This window comes from Clostridioides sp. ZZV15-6388 (genome assembly GCF_020657755.1).
In the GTDB taxonomy this organism is placed as follows: domain Bacteria; phylum Bacillota; class Clostridia; order Peptostreptococcales; family Peptostreptococcaceae; genus Clostridioides.
In genome coordinates, this window is record NZ_JAGWCU010000002.1 from 179,215 (window position 1) to 197,529 (window position 18,315).

Sequence of the window (18,315 nt, forward strand, 5' to 3'; positions counted from 1 at the left end):
CGTATTTCATTAAGCTTATTTTTTCATATATTAATATATGAAAATCTCATTTTTAATTATTGTTCACCAAGAAATAAATACTATTCATTATAAATATGATAATTTAATAGTCATTATAATTAATATAAAGAATTATTATATGCTTATAGAAGAAGATACTTAGCATGAATTATTTTTTTGTATAATTGTAATTTGCTAAATCATGATGTATCATTTTAAATATACAGCTGCATCATTATTTACAAGATAAGATACTTTTTTCTCAAATAAAACTTGATGTAATCTGTTGAAATCAACAAATTCAAATATTTTTTAGGAGGTTTTTATGAAAAAAGAAAATAAAAATGTAAGAGTTGCCGTTGTTCAGGCATCACCAATTATAATGGACTTAGATAAAACTGTTGAAAAAGCATTAGAATTAATTAAAGAAGCTGGTAGAAAAGGGGCAAATATAGTAGTTTTCCCAGAAGCATTTATACCTGCATATCCAAGAGGACTTTCATTTGGATTTGTTGTTGGAAGTAGAACAATGAAAGGTAGAGAAGATTGGAAAAGATACTATGATAATTCTGTACCAGTACCTAGTGCTACAACAGATTTATTAGGAAAAGCGGCCCAAGAAGCAGGGATATATCTATCAATGGGAATAACAGAAAGAGATGGAAACGATATAAATTGCACTCTTTATTGTACAAACTTATTTTTCTCACCAGAAGGTAAACTTATTGGTAAACATAGAAAGCTTAAACCTACAGGAACAGAAAGATGCATTTGGGGTGAAGGTGATGGAAGCACCCTTACAGTTGTTGATACTCCATATGGAAAAATGGGTTCATTAATTTGTTGGGAAAACTATATGCCATTAGCTAGAACAGCTCTTTATGCTAAAGGTGTAAAACTTTATATAGCTCCTACTGCTGATTCAAGAGAAGAGTGGCAATCAACTATGAAACATATTGCTTTAGAAGGAAGATGCTTCGTTATTGGATGCAATCAATATGTTGAAAAAAATATGTACCCAACTGACCTTAACTATTATAGAGAACTTGATGCAGAACCAGAGATTATGTGTCCAGGTGGAAGTTGTATAGTTGACCCTTTTGGAAAATATGTAGCAGGTCCTGTTTTCAATAAAGAAGAAGTATTAATAGCTGATTTAGATTTAGAACAAATAGTTCTTAGCAGACTAGATTTTGATTCAGAAGGTCACTATTCAAGACCTGATGTATTTGAATTAATTGTTCACGAATAGTCTTTTTATCCAAAAGCTTGCATAAATTTTTTACATAAAAATTAAAATGAGATACTCTTAAATAAAATAAATTTAAGGCATCTCATTTTTTATTTTATGATTTGATATTATAGTTTTACATTAAAACTTATTTAACTATATATTAAAAATCAATTATATATTCAAAATTAGTTAACTTAACTATAAACCTAACCTTAACTACACACCTAAATCAACTACTGTTCTTCCTACATGCTTTCCTTCTATTATTGAATCTATACTCTTACTCAATTCACTTAATGATACTACAGATACCATGTCATCTAAATCTTCTAGCTTCCATTCATTTGATAATAAATCCCATATTTTTAATCTTAAATTCATTGGGCATTCTACAGAATCTATACCATATAAAGTAACACCTTTTAATATAAATGGATATACTGAACTTGTAAAATCAATTCCACCTGCATTGCCACATGTTGTAACTGCTCCACAATAATTAGTTGTCTTTATTGCTGTTGATAAAGTATTTCCTCCTACTGTATCTATTGCTCCAGCCCATCTTGGTCTAAGTAGAGGTCTCCCTGAATTATCATCTACTTCTGATCTATGTATAACATCTTTAACTCCTAGCTTTAATAATGTTTCTTTTTGTTCTTCCAATTTTCCTGTTGAAACCACAACTGAATAGCCTAATTTAACTAATATTTTAGTTGCAATCACAGCAACTCCTCCAGTACCACCAGTAACTAGCACATCTCCCATATCTTTGTCTACAGTATTTACAAATTTATATACAGATAAAGCTGCTGTAAATCCTGCTGTACCATAATCCATTGCTTCTTTTAAAGAAAGATTATTTGGAAGTTTGACAACCCAATTAGAAGGAACTCTTATATATTCTGAAAAACCTCCAGATGTATTCATACCTAAATCATAACCTGTTACTAAAACTTCATCCCCAACTTTAAAATCATCACAACTACTAAATTCTACTACACCAGATGCATCTATTCCTGGAGTATGAGGATATTTTCTAGTGACACCCTTATTTCCATTTGCTGAAAGTGCATCCTTGTAATTTAATGAAGAATATCTTACTTTTATTAGAACATCTCCTTCTGGTAGTGCATCTATATCTCTTTCTATTATATTTCTCTTAAAACTTCCTTCTTCTTCTGTAATATATAGTGATTTAAAATTTTTACTCATAAATTTCCTCCCAATACATTTAGTTTTATGTTAAACTAATTATAGTTGAAAAATAGTTTTATGTCAAACTACTTTTTATTTCAAAGCACTTCAAATAATTTAAAGATTGGAGATTAATTTATGGAAGATAAATATATCATACATTTTATAAGTAAAACAAAAGCTAATATGCTTAAATTTATTGAAAATAGACTCAATAAAAATGGTTTAAATGAATTGTTGCCTACACATGGAAATATACTCACTGCACTTTATGAAAATAATGGAATACTTACAATGAAAGAAATTGCAACTAAAATAGGAAAAGACAAATCTACTGTTACAGTATTAGTTAATAAACTTATAAACCTCGGATATATAGAAAGACAAAAATGCAATAGTGATAAACGTATTACATATATAAAACTTACAGAAAAAGCAATACTAATAGAGGATACATTCAATAGTATTTCATCACAAGTTAAAGAAACAGCCTACTGTAACATTACAGAAAAGGAAAAGCAAGAATTCCTTAGAATCTTAAAAAAAATCAATAATAATTTCAAAAATGCTGACTAAATCGAGCATAATTATATCTAGTCTTGGAATAATAAATAAAAAGAATCAAATATTGTAAAAATTTATTGTTAATAGAGAGGTATAATATGAATTTAAAAGACAGTAAAACTAAAGAAAATTTATTAAGAGCTTTTGCAGGTGAAAGCCAGGCTAGAAATAGATATAATATTTCTGCATCTGTAGCAAAAAAAGAAGGATTATATATAATAGAATCTTTATTTAATTATACTGCTGACCAAGAAAAGTCACATGCAAAACAATTTTTTACTAAATTAAAAGAATTTGCTGGAGAAAATATAAGTATATCAGGAGCATATCCTGTAGATTTATATGATAAGACAGCTCAACACCTTAAAGCTGCACAACATAATGAGCTTCAAGAGTGGGATGATGTATATAAAAATTTTGGAAAAACAGCACGTGAAGAAGGTTTTGAAGCTATAGCTAAATTATTTGAAAATATAGCTGAAATAGAAAAAGTTCATGGTGATAGATTTGGTAGATATGCTACTGATTTAGAAGAAGGTACTTTATTTAGAAGAAATGAAGATATCCAATGGATATGTACAAACTGTGGACATATTCATATTGGTAAAGAAGCTCCAAAAGCTTGCCCTGTTTGTCTTCATCCACAAGGGTATTTCTTAGACTTTAAAAATTCATTATTTGAATAAATAAAAATAATCTGCTGTATTTAAGCAATTTATTATATTGATACTAACCAATTTTATAAATATTAAATTATTTGAATAATAAAATGAACCATAGAGATTATTATAACTATACTCTTTCTATAATTTATAATAATTCAATATGGTTCATTTTGTAATTTTTTAGAAACTATAATCTATCTATATCTACTTATAATAAGTAATTTACAATAACCTACTATGATAACTTAATACTTATATCATTTATTTCTTTCATTAGGTCAATTTCAACAATTTTAACTACATCCTTTTCAAATTTCACTTGTTTATAATCCAAGCATCCTATTACAAATGGAACACCAAACTTTCTAAACAAATAAATTCTTCCATTTTCATTGTATATTGATTTAAAATTTTCTTCTATTATATTGACTATCAATTTTAATTCTTCAAATGTTATTGTAGATTTAACTAAGAATTTCTCTATTATGCTCAATATAAGTAATTCTTTTTTACCTATACTCTGCTCTTTTTTATACAAATTTTGAAATATTTCTTTTGTATATTTACATATAGCTTCCTTCTCAAAAATAAAGTCAATATCAAACTCTTTATTGGTATCTTTTTTTGTAAACATGTTTGCAATATCATCAAGAGATGTTTCTTCTTTCATAGATAGTATTAACTCTATTCTTTCTAGTATTTTATCTCTTGGAAAAAAAGTCTCTTGACCTGTAAAAGCTGATTTTTTTATAAACCATTCTTCTGGTATTATATTTTTTCTTTTCCATCTATATAGCTGCCCATAAGATATATTAGTTTTGCTTAATAAATCTTTCTTAGATATCAATTCTTCCATAATTTTTCTAGCCCACCTTTGTACTGTTTTTTACACTCGAATTATCTGAAACTACCAACTTATCACTGTATTCAATATTTTCAACATCACAATTGCTTACTAAAGATATGCTTTTTCCTCGTATATCTTTTATTGAAACATCTTCTAATTCAATAGTATCTCCCTCTATTAAATTGCATTTAAATTTGCCTGAAAAAATGTTAATAAATTTAATCCCAAATGTAAAAATATCTTTACTTCTACCTATTTCTATATTAGTTGCTCCTATCTCTTTACAATAAGAGCCTCCTCCTGAATAGATATATATGTTTTCTCCATTTAAAAGACCATCACATTTTATTGCTCCATGAACCTTTATATCTTCACATTCTATATTTTCTTTATTTTTCATTTCACCATAAACTTTTATATCCTGTGCATAAATACTTTCACTTACAATTAATTGACCTTTTACTGTAACATTATTACACTTTAAGTTTCCATTAATTTTCTGTTGAGCAGTTATAATCAAGTCATCTATTTCTGCATCTCCATCTATACTAAGTTGCCCATTAACTCTTACACGTTCAGCTTTAAGATTACCTTTTATAGTGGCCTTTCCATTCACTACAAAGTTTTTTATACTAATGCCTCCGTCAAACTTTACATCTCCAAATACCTTTACTTCATTACATTTTATATTTCCTTTTGACCTAGCACTTCCCATAATTTTTATACTTTCATATTCTCCACTATTGATAAATCCTTCTCCAAGTATTTTTATAGATCCATTTTCCATATTATTACCTCATTTTAAATTTTATTTTAAACTTAAATATTACTTATCTTTATTTAGATTTACTTTTTCATTACTTAGATTTACTTTTCCATTTACATTCTTTATTTCAATAACTATTGAGCTTTCATCAATATCTATACTTTCACTATACTCCAAACTCTCAATATAACATCCTTTACCTATTTTAACATTTTTACCTCTTACAATTTTAACTTCACTATTTTCCAAGTTGATTTCATCTGCTTCTATAACATTTGCTAATAATCTACTTTCTGTGTATTTTTTAACTGATAGTAGACCTAGATTTCTAAGATTAGAAGATACTTTTTCAAAATCCCCACTCTTTTTTTCGGTTCTATAAAATCTTTTACAATAATCACCATGTCCTTTTTTTATATTTACACTACTTGCACCAACTTCGTTTAGATTAGAAGTTCCATGCAAACTTATCTTAAGCTCTTCACAATTTAAAAATCCATCACAATCCAAAATTCCACTTAAGTCAACACTTTCACATTCTATGCTCTTATTGATTTTTAGACATCCTTCTCCGCTAATAATATCTGACTTTAAGTTTCCTCCAACATTGATAATTCCTCCAGATTTAACTTTACCTGATTTTATGTCTCCAGTACATTTAAGAAATCCAAATATTGTCATTTGTGATGCCAATATATTGCCTTCAATTTTACTCAATCCTGCTGTAAAAAATTCATTACATTCCGTTGTTCCAATCACTTTTGCCGAACCTGAAGAATCAAATTTATTACATTTTATATTTCCATCTATTTTTCCTGTACCTGCTATATTAACTTCATCAAAAATTCCACCTTTACATTTTCCCATTCCATTAAAATTCAGTGAACGTAATTCTCCATCCATAATGATTTCCTTTCAATAACTTATTTTGTTCTTGAATATAATATAACAAAACATTGTTACGTTGTCAAGTATAACAATCTTGATGAATAAAACAATGCTCCTTTAAAGACAGATAAATAAAAAAAATAATAGAGAAGATATTTTATATGAACTATGAATCCTTCTTTCTTAGATTTCCAATTCAAATAAAATACTCCTCTATTATTTAACTATTTATATATTTGTCTCGTAACTCTCTAAACTTTATAATCTACCAATGAACTTCTATAATCTACATATTGATAAATTTCTCGATTACATCAGCCAGTCTATCCATATCTTTCGGATACACTTCTCCTATACTTCCTATTCTAAATGTATCTATGTCAGTCAATTTACCTGGATAAATAACAAATCCATTTTCTTTTAAATAAGTGTAGAATTCCATAAATTCAAATTTTGCATTCTTAGGATATAGGAAAGTTGTTATTACAGGTGATTGAGCATCATCATTCACCAATGTATCAAACCCTAGAGATTTTAATCTTGAAGATATTGTAAATTGATTTTCTTTATATCTAGCATATCTTTTTTTGACAGAACCTTCTTCTCCTAGCTCTAGTAATGCTTGATAAAAAGCTCTTACAATATGTGTAGGAGAAGTAAATCTCCATTTACCATTATTATTCTCCATAGTTTCCCACTGAGCGTATACATCAAGAGATAAAGATTTAGAAATTCCTTTGCATTTAGCTAATTCGTCTCTATTAGCTATTATAAAACCAAATCCTGGAACTCCTTGTATACATTTATTAGAACTACTCACTAGAAAATCTATATTAAAGTCTTCAACATCAATTTCAATTCCACCAAAACTACTCATTGCATCAACTATGTAAACCTTATTATATTCTTTTGCAAGTTTACCTACATTTTTTATAGGATTTAATCTACCTGTAGTAGTTTCACAATGAACCATTGATATATGTGTAATATCTTTATTTTCTTTCAATAAATTTTCCACTCTATTTAGGTCAACTGCTTCTACATCACTAAATGTACAATCAACATATTCTATATTTAAATAACTGCATATATCCTTCATTCTCTTTCCATATGCTCCATTTGCAATTACAAGAAGTTTACCATTCTTTGGAATAGTGCTTCCTATTGTAGCTTCCACTGAGAAAGTACCACTACCTTGCATTAATACACTTGTGTATTTTTCTGTATTCTTTGTAGCTAAAGACACCAATCTTCTTCTAACATCTTGTACCAAATCATTATACTCAACATCCCATGTACACCAATCTTTTAACATAGATGCTCTTACTGATTTAGTAGTAGATAATGGTCCTGGTGTAAGTAATATGTAATCATTTTCTGGTACAAAATCTGACTTAATTGTTTCATTTTCTATTTTTACTAGAACATCTTCTAATTCAGCCATAGTTTCTATAACAAAATGTGCTCCTGCTTCTTTAAACTTCTTTGAAACTGCTTCCATCTTAATTTTTAATTCTTCTTTATCCATATTTTCTACTTCTTCTTCTGTAAGACCTAATTCACTTGAACCTTTTATTACAGCAATACTCCACATTCCTGCATTTATACCTTCTTTTACATCACTTAATGTATCTCCTACTTTTACCATGGCACTCATTGGAGATACACCCAAAGCTTCAGCATTTTTATAACACATCCAAGGATATGGTCTTCCTTGAGATACTTCTGATGGTGTTACAAGAAAATCTGGCGAATATCCCTTTTTAGCTGCATTTGGTTCAACTATATTCATCATTTCTCTTGTATAACCTGTTGTAGAACCTATTTTTAATCCATTTTTTCTTAATTTCTCAATAGTTTCAACAACATGAGGAATTGGAGTTGTATACTCTTCTAGAGTTTCAAATAACATAGGTTCAAATTCAGCATAAAGTTTGTTTACATCTTCCTCTGTTGGAAATCCTCCAAAATTCTCTGCCCAAATATTTTTTATCCTATCCATTTCACACATTTCTCTTATATGGTCTATTTTTAATTTCCCCATAGGTTTTCTTGCTTCTTCCATTGTTACATCTATACCTCTTCTTTTAAATATCTCTATAAATACATTAAGAGGTGCAAAACATCCATAATCTACTGTTGTTCCAGCCCAGTCAAATACTACTGCCTTTATTTTTTCTCCATATAACTTTTTCATATTTATAACCTCCATAGATTTTCAGTTAGAATTTTTGTGTTTTTAGTTGTTTTTACTTTTAAAGTATAACTTTTTTATGTTAATTATACATCATATTTAGGTTAAATGTATATTAAATTTATGTTTTTAGTTGTTTTTAATTGATTCTGTTTGTTTTTAATATCTAATATAAAAATTCCACTAAAACTCTACAAAAAAAATTAAAATTTGTAATCTTATTTCTAGGTTAAATATATGAATTTGTTAAATTTTATAAATTTATTACTTCTATTTTGCTTCTATCCATGTTATATTTGATTCATTTAATTTATCTTTCCATTCACTTGGAGGTTCTGCGTCACAAATAACAAAATCTAATTCATTCAAATCAGCTATCTTGTACATACTGACAATTCCAATCTTAGAACTATCACATAATACAAAACTTTCCTTTGAATTTCTTATATACTCTTTTGACAATAATGCTTTATTTTGGTCTATGCTACTAATTCCAAAGCTATCAATTACACCTTCACTAGATATAAATGCTTTATCTACATATAAGTTTTTCATAGCATCTATTGACATTTGACATGCTGTTCTTTGATGTTTTAAATTTACTTTACCACCAATAAATATAACCTCTCCATCAAATATGCCTTGGTTTTCATATGAAATCAACTTTGATAGCACAGGATAGGAACTAGTAATAACCTTTAGATTTTTTACAGAAACTATGTAATCCACAATTTGTAAATTAGTAGTCCCTTCATCTATTACAATTGATTCATTATCATTCACAAATTTAGCTGCATACTTAGCAATACTTTGTTTCTTTTCTAAATTAGTACTATTTCTTTTTATATGTTCTGGCTCAATTACTCCATAATTTATTTTTACAGCACCACCATAAACCTTCTTCAACTTATTTTCACTTTCTAATTCTTCCAAGTACCTTCTTATTGTTTCTGATGATACTTCTAGTTTTTTTACTAATTCTTTAGTATTTACCTTTCCTTTTGCATCTAACAGTTCTAATATTTCTTTTTTTCTATCTATTGAATTTAAAGACAATTAAGTTCCCCTCCTAAATGTGTATTCTACTTTTATAAAATTATAATTAACATCTACGTCCATAAAGTAATTCTAATCTATGACAAAAGATATTTCACTCAATTAAAGATAGTATATCTTACAATAGATATTACTATTAATTTATATAGCATGCAATCTTTCATTCATACTTTAAATTTTTCACTATTTTATATATTTATACAACTAAGTTATATCTCTTTACAATAAAAAATCCATCAAATATCAATATTAGATGGACTTTATAATCTTTTATTATGTAAATTAATAATTAAACATTTAGTCATTAATTTATTTTCTTGTCTCTAAGAATTTTACTAAATTATTTACAGTAGACATGTCTTTTCTTTCTAAATCAGTTGGTTGAAGTTCTATTCCAAGTCTATTTTCAATCTCAAGTAAAACTTCAATTATAGCTAATGAGTCTAAAAGCTCTGTTTCAAATAAGTTAAGGTCTAAATCATCTTTTATCTCATCAGTTCCTAATACATCTTCAAATATTTCTATAACTGTTTCCTGCATAAATTTACCTCCTTAAAATTAAGCTAAATATCCTGAGAATATCAATAATCCAAAACATACAATATGGAATGTAATGAAAATTTGAACTCTCTCAAACCATTTTTCTTTTTTATGCTTCTTATAAAATTTAGATTTTCTCTGATATATATCAGTTAAGACAAGTGCTAAACCTTGATACACACCATAAGCAATGTAAAACCAAGTTAGTCCATGCCAAAATCCCATTGTTATCATTGTTATCATCTGAGCTACATGAGCAGCAGTAGTTCTTTTCTTAAATCTTTTCTTTCTCATTGAAGACATAACAAATCTTGAAAAAATATAATCTCCAAACCATCTTGAAAGACTTATATGCCATCTTGTCCAAAACTCTTTCATATCTTTACTTATAAATGGTTTATCAAAGTTTATAGGTACTTGTATTCCAAATATATATCCTGTCCCTATAGCAAATAAACTGTATCCTGCAAAATCAAAGAACAGGTATAAACTATATGCATACATATAACTTAAAACATTTATAAACCTCATATCTTTAGGTATTATTGATACCCAATATGTATTTATCAAAAATGCTATAACAAATTTATAACCTACTCCCATAACAATGTTTTTTATTCCAGGCAATAAGTATTCTTCTATATACTCTTTTCTAGGTATTTTCTTCTCTAAATCCTGTTCAAATCGTCTTGACCTGTCAATAGGTCCAGAACTCAGTGTTGGAAAAAATAACATAAAATAAAGCATATTTGAAATCTTAACCTCTTTTATAGCACCATCATAAATTTCAATAACCATTTGTATAGCCCTGAAATTTAAGTATGATATTCCAATAAATCCAATCAATCCAAAAGATGTAACTGGAGATATTTTATTAATTATTATTGGAAGCATTGATGCAAACAAAAAGCCCCAATATATATATTTATTTTTAGTTTTTCTTCTTACATATTCGTATCCTTTGACTATTATTACTTCTAAAATGATAAATATCAACAAGTATTTAAATTGAACATCTATTCCTACAATCAAAAATATCATAAATAAACTTGCCAACATACCATAATACTTTATATTTTTACCCATTAAGCCCAAAATCACTGCTGGTATTGATGTTAATAATAATATGTAAAGATAAAAATAATCTCCATACTGTGAAAAAACCATTAAATTTCCTCCATAAGTTTCTTTCTGTCTATTTTACCATTGATATTTGTTGGAAACTCGGAAATTATTGCAATATTTCTTGGAATCATATACGAAGGTATATACTTTCCTAGTTCCTTTTTTATCATCATCCCATTTTTGATATTACCTAAATCATTCTTCTCATTTAACTCAACAATACCTTTTAAATAAGCAATTTTTTCATCCTTATATATTGGTAAAACTACTGCATTTTTTACATTATGAACTTTTCTCAAATTATTTTCTATATCTTCTATTTCAATCCTAAATCCATTTAACTTAATTTGAAAATCTTTTCTTCCACAATAGTATATATTTCCATCTAAGAGATATCCCATATCACCAGTTTTATAAGCTCTCCATTTTATACCATCTATTTCATCATAGAAAAATACTTCATCAGTCTTCTCTTTATTATTGAAATAACCTTTGGAAACTGATGGTCCAACTATTATAATCTCACCTTTTTCATTTTCTTTCAGCTCATTTCCATTTTCATCAAGTATTTTTATTTTACAATTTTGCATAGGATATCCAACTGGAAGACTCTTTTCATCATCTATAGCTTCTTGAGTCATGTCATTTACACTTACGCCAACAGTGGCTTCAGTTGGTCCATATCCATTGATAACTCTTGTATTTGGAAATCTACTTATAAGCTCTTTAGTAAGATTCTTTGAAAGTGCTTCTCCTATAAATATCATTGATTCAAGCTTAGGAAGCATCTTACTATTAAACTCTTTTTCTGTTACACATACACCTGCAAAAGAAGGAGTTGATACCCATACTGCAATATTAGACTCGCCAAATTGTCTGAATAGCTCTTTATAATCTGCTAGCACATCTTTTGATATTGAAAATAATGTAGCTCCATGAACAAGACCAGGGTATATTGTTGTCACTGAAAGGTCAAAAGAATATGCTGCTTGATTCATTATTACTTTTTCACTTCCATCTATATTTAAATATGGGCTTATCCAATCTACAAAACTATCTAAGTTATTTGAGCTTATTTGAACTCCTTTTGGCTTTCCTGTACTACCTGATGTAAATAGTATATATGCATTTTCATCATCTTTTACCCAGTTTTCTTTATCTAATGACTTTCCTTTATATTCGCTTATTACATCATTTAATTTATCCTTATCAATTACATTGATATCGCCAAAATCTTTTTCATCACTAAAGTTAAACAACACCTTTGGTTTCACTTCCTTAGTAACTTCAAAAACTCTATCTAATGGAAAGCTAATATCAAGAGGAACATACGCTCTACCTGATTTTAAAGCTCCTATCATACACGCCATTATCATATTTTCTTTATTACCATAGATTACTATAGGAGTATCTTCTTCTTTGTATACATTTTTTAGAAATACTGATATAGCATCTGAACATTCATTTAAATCTTTATAAGAAAGTTTATCTCCATTACATGCCAAAGCTATTCTATCTGTATTTGAATATTTTTTTATTCCTTCAATAATTTTCATATAAAAATTCTCCTTTAAAATCCATTATAAATAAATGGCAACTCTTTAAATGGTGTAAATGTTAAAACACCTATTGCCAATATTATAATCATAGTTAAACAAATACTAGTTACTAATTCTTTATTGCTCTTTAAATATTTTAAATAATCTCTCACAGACATCTACCCATCCTTTCGTTCCAAGATGCATTACATCTCTTAAATAATATTTCTCTGTCCCTTTATCTTTAAGATTCATAACTTCAAAACCTTTACTTTCTGCTATGTTCTGCGCCTTATCATAAAACTGATTTCTTTCTTTCTCAGAAATACCAGTTAAATCATAAAATTTACCCATACTTGGAATTAATACAACAACTGGTTTAATATCTAAGTCCTTACATACATTTAATAAAAGCTTATAACTTTCAAATTCCTTAGATGTTACTAAGTTTACACCCTTATCTCTTCCTCTATATTGCTCTAGACCATCTTTAAAATGTTCATTGTAATAATACTTGTCAATGTTTAGAGGATTATTACCTACTCTCTTTTTAGCATCTTCAATAGCTTTCTTTTTCTCATGTGACCAATTTATAGGTTTTTTTCTTCCTTCTTTTTTGTGTTTATCTAGCCTAATTAATTTCTTATAAAGTATCCCTTTTTCTTTAAGCTCTATACAGTATTTTCTCCCTTGAAAATAAGGCTCTAACAACGCCTTCTCAGCTTTTTCATACACTGTCTTAGGTTCATATAGCTTGGCATACAATGCTTCTGCCTTATATTCGTCACTACCCCATAAAAGCTTACTTGATTTTTTTACATATTCAATCTTATTTTGTTTAGATATCTTTGGATTATCTAAAAAACGATAAAATTGTATTGGTGAAAACCTAGACTGATAATGGTGACTTGTAACTCCATCTTTTTCCATAAACCATTGCATAGAAATTAACAAGACAACCTTCTTATTATCAATATTAGGATTCATACTTCCTAACACTGCAGCATCTTGTAATGTCTGAGTATAAGCTCTACCAATTGCAAACACCTTATTTTTACTCCTATCTGTATTAAAATAGTACTTTGGATGTTGTTTTGTTGAATTACTAAGTTCTGATGACCCCAAAATCATAATATCTTTTTCTCTTAAAAAATGATTATTTGCTGTAACACCTTTATCCTTTATATCACTTAAAGTATCATCCATAATTGGAAGTAGATTTTTCTCCCTCAAAAGTTCATCAGTTTTAGAATCAAGAAATTTGTCTAACCCAAATAAAAATACTACGCCTATTATAAATGGTGTAATAAAGTATATCAATTTTCTCATATTTTCTCTCCTCTAAAAATATTCAAATTTATGTTATTATTAATCATATTAGTTTTAATGTATATATTCAACTACAAAATTGTAATAAAATCTCCAAAACTTTTTTTTATTCTGTTACAAATTTGTAAAAAAAAAGAAGAAAATAACTGAAAAAGGAATCTTTTTAGTGATTTTCTTCTTTTTATAATTTGACATTTTAATACTTAATTATGTATACAATTTAACTTATTTTAAAATTAAATTTATTCAAAAGTATATCTTAGTCCCCATTGCTTTCTTATTTCATCCATTAAATTCATGACATCTATAGATGATTCTAAAGTATTTGCTTTTATTTTATTTGATATACAATTGTTAACATATTCAATTTCATACTTTAAAGCTTTTTTTGTGTCACCATATTCTAGAGTTTCAACTCTTCCACTATCTATATAAGTTATTGTAGCCTTTGATGCTCTTGGGAAATTTTCTACGGTTATAAATCCTAATTCACATGCAACAATACCTCTTTTTGGCATCTTAGCTCTCATAGTCAATGATATTACAGCCATCTCATTCTTAGAATTTTTTAAAATTATTCCAGATTGTTCATCCACACCTGTTTCAAAATTCTTAACAGTTGTTAAAATTTCATTCGGTTGAACTGACATAAAGTATCTAGTAAATGACAGTGCATATGTACCAATATCAAGCAATGCCCCTCCAGCTAAATCTTGACTAAAAAATCTATTATTAACATCATAATCCTTACAACTTCCAAAGGATACTTGTATCATTTTAATTTTTCCCAAACTTCCAGACTCCACTATCTTTTTTAATTTTTTATATAACGGCATATAATAAATAGTCATAGCCTCTGCTACTATTAAGTTCTTTTCAATAGCTAAAGTTACAATATCACTTAGTTGACTTCCATTTACTGTTATAGCTTTTTCACACAACACATGTTTACCATTTTTTAGGCTTTTCATTATATATTCATAGTGATTACAATGTGGAGTAGATATATACACTACATCTATATTCTTATTCTCTAGCATTTTATCATAATCATCATACACATTTTCTATATCAAACTTATTTGCAAAGTTTTTTGCTCTTTCAAGACTTCTTGAAGCAACAGCATACACTTTACAACCCACCTCACTCATGGCTTGTGCAAATTCTGATGCAATAGTTCCAGGACCCAATATAGCCCAATTTATATTCTCCATATTTACCACCTCATATACTTATATATTATTATATGTTTTTAAATAAATTACACACTGTCAGCTGGATAAACAATCTTCCCTTGTCTTCTTATCTCATCCATAATCCCCATTACTATCTTTGAATTTTCATGTGAGTTTATATCAGACTCTATTTTGTTATTATTTATAAGAGTTCTGAAACTCAAGAGTTGTAATACTCTATAATAAATAATACTCTATATAAACGTTTGAAACTTATTAAAATATTAACTTCATCAAATAAAAAAGAAAGCTAACTTTAAATGATTTCACCATTTTAGCATAGCTTTCTTTTAACTACAATCTAAACTTATCTTATACTTCTAAAGTTATATTATATCTCTATTTCCTCTCAAGAATTTTATAGTAAAAATTTCATCCACAAACAATGCTATCAATAATATAGTTGCTATAATTGGCCAATAAGGCATTATTAAACTATACAAATTATCAACTACATACACTTGAAGATACCTTACTCCAATAAAAGTCAATATAGTCCAGTACATAGAAAATTTTACACATATTATCCCTCTATTATTGTACTTATAGTCTGAATAATCCCAATATACTTTATTAAAATATACCTTCATAATTATACCTGTGATATACTCTACTGTTGTTGGCACTACTAAACATAGTAAAAGCAATGCAAATATATTATTTGGGTCAATAAATCTTGAGACCTCTATTATAATAGACATTGCAATTGCATACATTGGCTTAAATGGACCATTTAAAAATCCATCTTCTTGAAAATGACCTTGAGTAAAATAACTATATAAATTTTCAATTATCCAACCTATAAAACCATACAAGAAAAAATTAAATAAAAAATATAATAGAGAACCTACACTATCCATGAATATTCCTCCTAATTGTTTATAATTATTTTTTCTCATATCCATGGATTTATTCTAAATCAAAGAAATTAAATTTAAATTCTTTGATTTAATATTTCATATTATAGGCTACAACATTCTTTAGAATCTAAACTTTTCAGGTATTCTCTAACTTCCAATAAATTTTCAAGTATCTTATGTGATTGTGCTTTAATTTGTTCATCTGGCTCTTTTAAGTCAGGTACGTTTATACATTTTATACCACCATTATAAGCAGCCTCTACTCCCATAGGGGAATCCTCTATAACAATACAATTTTTTGGATTAACATTTATCTTTTTAGCTGCTTTTAAGAATATTTCTGGATTTGGTTTAGAATTTACAACATCATCTCCACAAACTATAGCATCAAAGTATTCTTTTAAATTTGCCTTAGCCAATCTTTTAACTGCTCTTTCTCTTTTTGTAGATGTTGCAACTGCCATTTTATATCCATTTTTCTTTAAAAAAGATATTAATTCATTAACTCCTAATTTAATAGGAGCTCCTTCTCTATCCATAAATTCAATCATATTTTTAGTTTTCTCATCATACAAATCTATTATTGGCACAGAACTATCGTATATCTTAGTAAGACCTTCTATTATCCCTTTACGATTTCTTCCCATAACAGATGTATATATTTCTTTAGTCATAATGTATCCATACTTTTCAAATGTCTCTATCCAAAATTCAAGAGATATTCTCTCTGAATCAAACAAAACTCCATCCATATCAAAAATAATTCCTTCTACTTTTTGCATACAATTCCTCCAATATTTTTTGATATAATTATATTACACTTTTTATGATTAATTTTACAACCCTCAATTTATCCAATTCTAATATAGTGAAATTGTAATTTTCAAAAGTTACACTTTGATTTACTTTAATGTTTGAACCAAGCATATAGGATATCCAACCTCCTATACTATCAAATCCATCATGCTCTATATCAAGACCAAAATACTTATTAATATCATTGATTGATTCAGTTCCATCAACCAAGTAAGAACTTGTTCCTATTTTCTTAATATGAGTTTCTTCTTTATCAAATTCGTCTTGAATTTCTCCAACTATCTCTTCCAGTATATCTTCAATTGTTACTACACCAGATGTTCCACCATATTCATCTACCACTATAGCAAGTTGAAGCTTTTCTTTTCTTAATTTTTCAAGAGCCTTATCTATAGTCCAATTTTCTGATATATATATAATATCTCTAAGCATTTCTCCTAGTTCAATTTTATTTCTGCTTATTTTTTGATTATACAAATCTCTTATATGTACAAATCCTAATATATCATCCTTATTTTTCTTACATACTGGATACCTAGTAACACCTTCATCTCTCAAAATAGATAATATCTTTTCCTCTGAGTCACTTTCATATATACAGACCATATCAGTTCTAGGTACCATTATCTCTCTAATTTTCTTTTCTTCAAATTCAAAAATATTGTCAACTAATCTTTGCTCTGATTCATCTATAAGCCCGCTTTTATAACTTTCTTCCACTAATAATCTTATTTCATCACCTGTATGTGGTTCATCAACTTCATCAGCTTGTGAATATCCAAATGGTTTAAGAAATAAATCAGTACTTAGATTGAAAAAGTATATTATTGGGTATGTCAATTTATAAAATCCAATCAGCAAAAAAGATGTACTTAGCATTATTCTCTCTGTATTATAAAGTGCTAAGGCTTTAGGAACAAGCTCCCCTATTACAACTTCTACCATTGTTATAATTAAAAAGGAAATAGAAATTGATATTGTATATATAACACTTTCACTAAGATTAAATATACTTATTATTGGCAATATTAACTCTTTAACTGTAGATTCTCCCATCCACCCTAGTGCAAGCGAACAAAGTGTTATCCCAAGTTGACATGCAGAAAGATAGGAATTTAGATTATCTTTTATTATTTTACATCTTTTAGCATTATTATTACCTTCAGCCATCATAGTATCTATCCTAGAACTACGAAGCTTTACCATAGCAAATTCACAAGCTACAAAAAATGCATTTATTAAAACAAGTACTATTATAAGTGTTACATTTAATAACTCCCGCATAAAATATTGGCTCTTATAACATAAGAAATTTATAAGAACTCAAAGTTCCCCCCTTATATTTATAAAATTTAATTTATAATATATATTCTATCATATTTATTAATATATCTTATTTTATTACAAATAATTTTAAATACAAAATTACCCCTCTTAATATTTATGATGGGTTGTCTCATATAT

The 18,315-nt window shown here is 27.6% G+C and carries 19 protein-coding genes; 3 read left to right on the plus strand and 16 right to left on the minus strand.

The genetic code is table 11. The annotated features are described in order from the left end of the window. Positions 1-325: 325 nt before the first annotated feature. Positions 326-1,252 (plus strand): carbon-nitrogen hydrolase family protein, encoded by a 927-nt coding sequence (locus tag KGF48_RS02620; protein ID WP_227867724.1) that lies wholly within the window; start codon positions 326-328, stop codon positions 1,250-1,252. A 198-nt stretch (positions 1,253-1,450) separates the two neighbouring features. On the opposite strand, the gene KGF48_RS02625 is transcribed toward KGF48_RS02620, so the two are convergent. Continuing rightward, positions 1,451-2,446: a YhdH/YhfP family quinone oxidoreductase gene (locus KGF48_RS02625; RefSeq protein ID WP_227839573.1), complete on the minus strand. Its 996-nt coding sequence runs from the start codon at positions 2,444-2,446 to the stop codon at positions 1,451-1,453. Positions 2,447-2,566: 120 nt separating this feature from the next. Here KGF48_RS02625 and KGF48_RS02630 point away from each other — a divergent pair, with 120 nt between their 5' ends. After that, positions 2,567-3,004 carry a MarR family transcriptional regulator gene (locus KGF48_RS02630; RefSeq protein ID WP_227839574.1) on the plus strand — a complete coding sequence of 146 codons (438 nt, stop codon included), beginning with the start codon at positions 2,567-2,569 and terminating at the stop codon, positions 3,002-3,004. Between the two features lie 86 nt (positions 3,005-3,090). Further along, positions 3,091-3,678, plus strand: a complete 588-nt coding sequence (rbr, locus tag KGF48_RS02635; RefSeq protein ID WP_227434375.1) for a rubrerythrin — start codon at positions 3,091-3,093, stop codon at positions 3,676-3,678. A gap of 214 nt (positions 3,679-3,892) precedes the next feature. Here rbr and KGF48_RS02640 read toward each other — a convergent pair whose 3' ends face one another. From KGF48_RS02640 to KGF48_RS02710, 15 genes are all read right to left on the minus strand, one after another. Then, the gene (locus tag KGF48_RS02640; protein ID WP_227827625.1) at positions 3,893-4,513 is read right to left on the minus strand and encodes a YhbD family protein; all 621 of its coding nucleotides are present in this window, start codon (positions 4,511-4,513) and stop codon (positions 3,893-3,895) included. Positions 4,514-4,520: 7 nt separating this feature from the next. Continuing rightward, a complete protein-coding gene (locus KGF48_RS02645; protein WP_227839575.1) occupies positions 4,521-5,291 on the minus strand; it encodes a polymer-forming cytoskeletal protein in 771 nt (256 codons plus the stop codon). Positions 5,292-5,330: 39 nt separating this feature from the next. Continuing rightward, positions 5,331-6,173 carry a hypothetical protein gene (locus KGF48_RS02650; RefSeq protein WP_227839576.1) on the minus strand — a complete coding sequence of 281 codons (843 nt, stop codon included), beginning with the start codon at positions 6,171-6,173 and terminating at the stop codon, positions 5,331-5,333. Between the two features lie 271 nt (positions 6,174-6,444). Further along, complete coding sequence (gene phnW, locus KGF48_RS20600) at positions 6,445-8,355, minus strand: 2-aminoethylphosphonate--pyruvate transaminase (protein ID WP_227839577.1); 1,911 nt, start codon at positions 8,353-8,355, stop codon at positions 6,445-6,447. Between the two features lie 267 nt (positions 8,356-8,622). Continuing rightward, entirely contained in the window at positions 8,623-9,408 is a 786-nt protein-coding gene (locus KGF48_RS02660; protein ID WP_227839578.1) for a DeoR/GlpR family DNA-binding transcription regulator, read from the minus strand. 309 nt (positions 9,409-9,717) lie between these two features. After that, the gene (gene dltC, locus KGF48_RS02665) at positions 9,718-9,948 is read right to left on the minus strand and encodes a D-alanine--poly(phosphoribitol) ligase subunit DltC (protein WP_227839579.1); all 231 of its coding nucleotides are present in this window, start codon (positions 9,946-9,948) and stop codon (positions 9,718-9,720) included. An 18-nt stretch (positions 9,949-9,966) separates the two neighbouring features. Next, a complete protein-coding gene (gene dltB, locus KGF48_RS02670) occupies positions 9,967-11,115 on the minus strand; it encodes a D-alanyl-lipoteichoic acid biosynthesis protein DltB (protein WP_227839580.1) in 1,149 nt (382 codons plus the stop codon). Continuing rightward, on the minus strand, positions 11,115-12,629 hold the full coding sequence (locus tag KGF48_RS02675; RefSeq protein ID WP_227839581.1) for a D-alanine--poly(phosphoribitol) ligase: 1,515 nt from the start codon (positions 12,627-12,629) through the stop codon (positions 11,115-11,117). Before KGF48_RS02675 ends, dltB begins: the two co-directional genes overlap by 1 nt. 14 nt (positions 12,630-12,643) lie before the next feature. Next, positions 12,644-12,784, minus strand: a complete 141-nt coding sequence (locus KGF48_RS02680) for a hypothetical protein (protein ID WP_227434522.1) — start codon at positions 12,782-12,784, stop codon at positions 12,644-12,646. Beyond that, the gene (dltD, locus tag KGF48_RS02685; protein WP_227842554.1) at positions 12,750-13,940 is read right to left on the minus strand and encodes a D-alanyl-lipoteichoic acid biosynthesis protein DltD; all 1,191 of its coding nucleotides are present in this window, start codon (positions 13,938-13,940) and stop codon (positions 12,750-12,752) included. Before dltD ends, KGF48_RS02680 begins: the two co-directional genes overlap by 35 nt. Positions 13,941-14,182: 242 nt before the next feature. Then, a complete protein-coding gene (locus tag KGF48_RS02690; protein ID WP_227839583.1) occupies positions 14,183-15,154 on the minus strand; it encodes a Gfo/Idh/MocA family protein in 972 nt (323 codons plus the stop codon). Positions 15,155-15,201: 47 nt separating this feature from the next. Further along, positions 15,202-15,339, minus strand: a complete 138-nt coding sequence (locus KGF48_RS02695; RefSeq protein WP_227839584.1) for a hypothetical protein — start codon at positions 15,337-15,339, stop codon at positions 15,202-15,204. 162 nt (positions 15,340-15,501) lie between these two features. After that, positions 15,502-16,035, minus strand: a complete 534-nt coding sequence (locus tag KGF48_RS02700; protein WP_227827635.1) for a putative ABC transporter permease — start codon at positions 16,033-16,035, stop codon at positions 15,502-15,504. A 101-nt stretch (positions 16,036-16,136) separates the two neighbouring features. Next, entirely contained in the window at positions 16,137-16,817 is a 681-nt protein-coding gene (locus tag KGF48_RS02705; RefSeq protein ID WP_227839585.1) for an HAD family hydrolase, read from the minus strand. Between the two features lie 28 nt (positions 16,818-16,845). After that, on the minus strand, positions 16,846-18,135 hold the full coding sequence (locus KGF48_RS02710) for a hemolysin family protein (RefSeq protein WP_227827637.1): 1,290 nt from the start codon (positions 18,133-18,135) through the stop codon (positions 16,846-16,848). Positions 18,136-18,315: the final 180 nt, after the last annotated feature.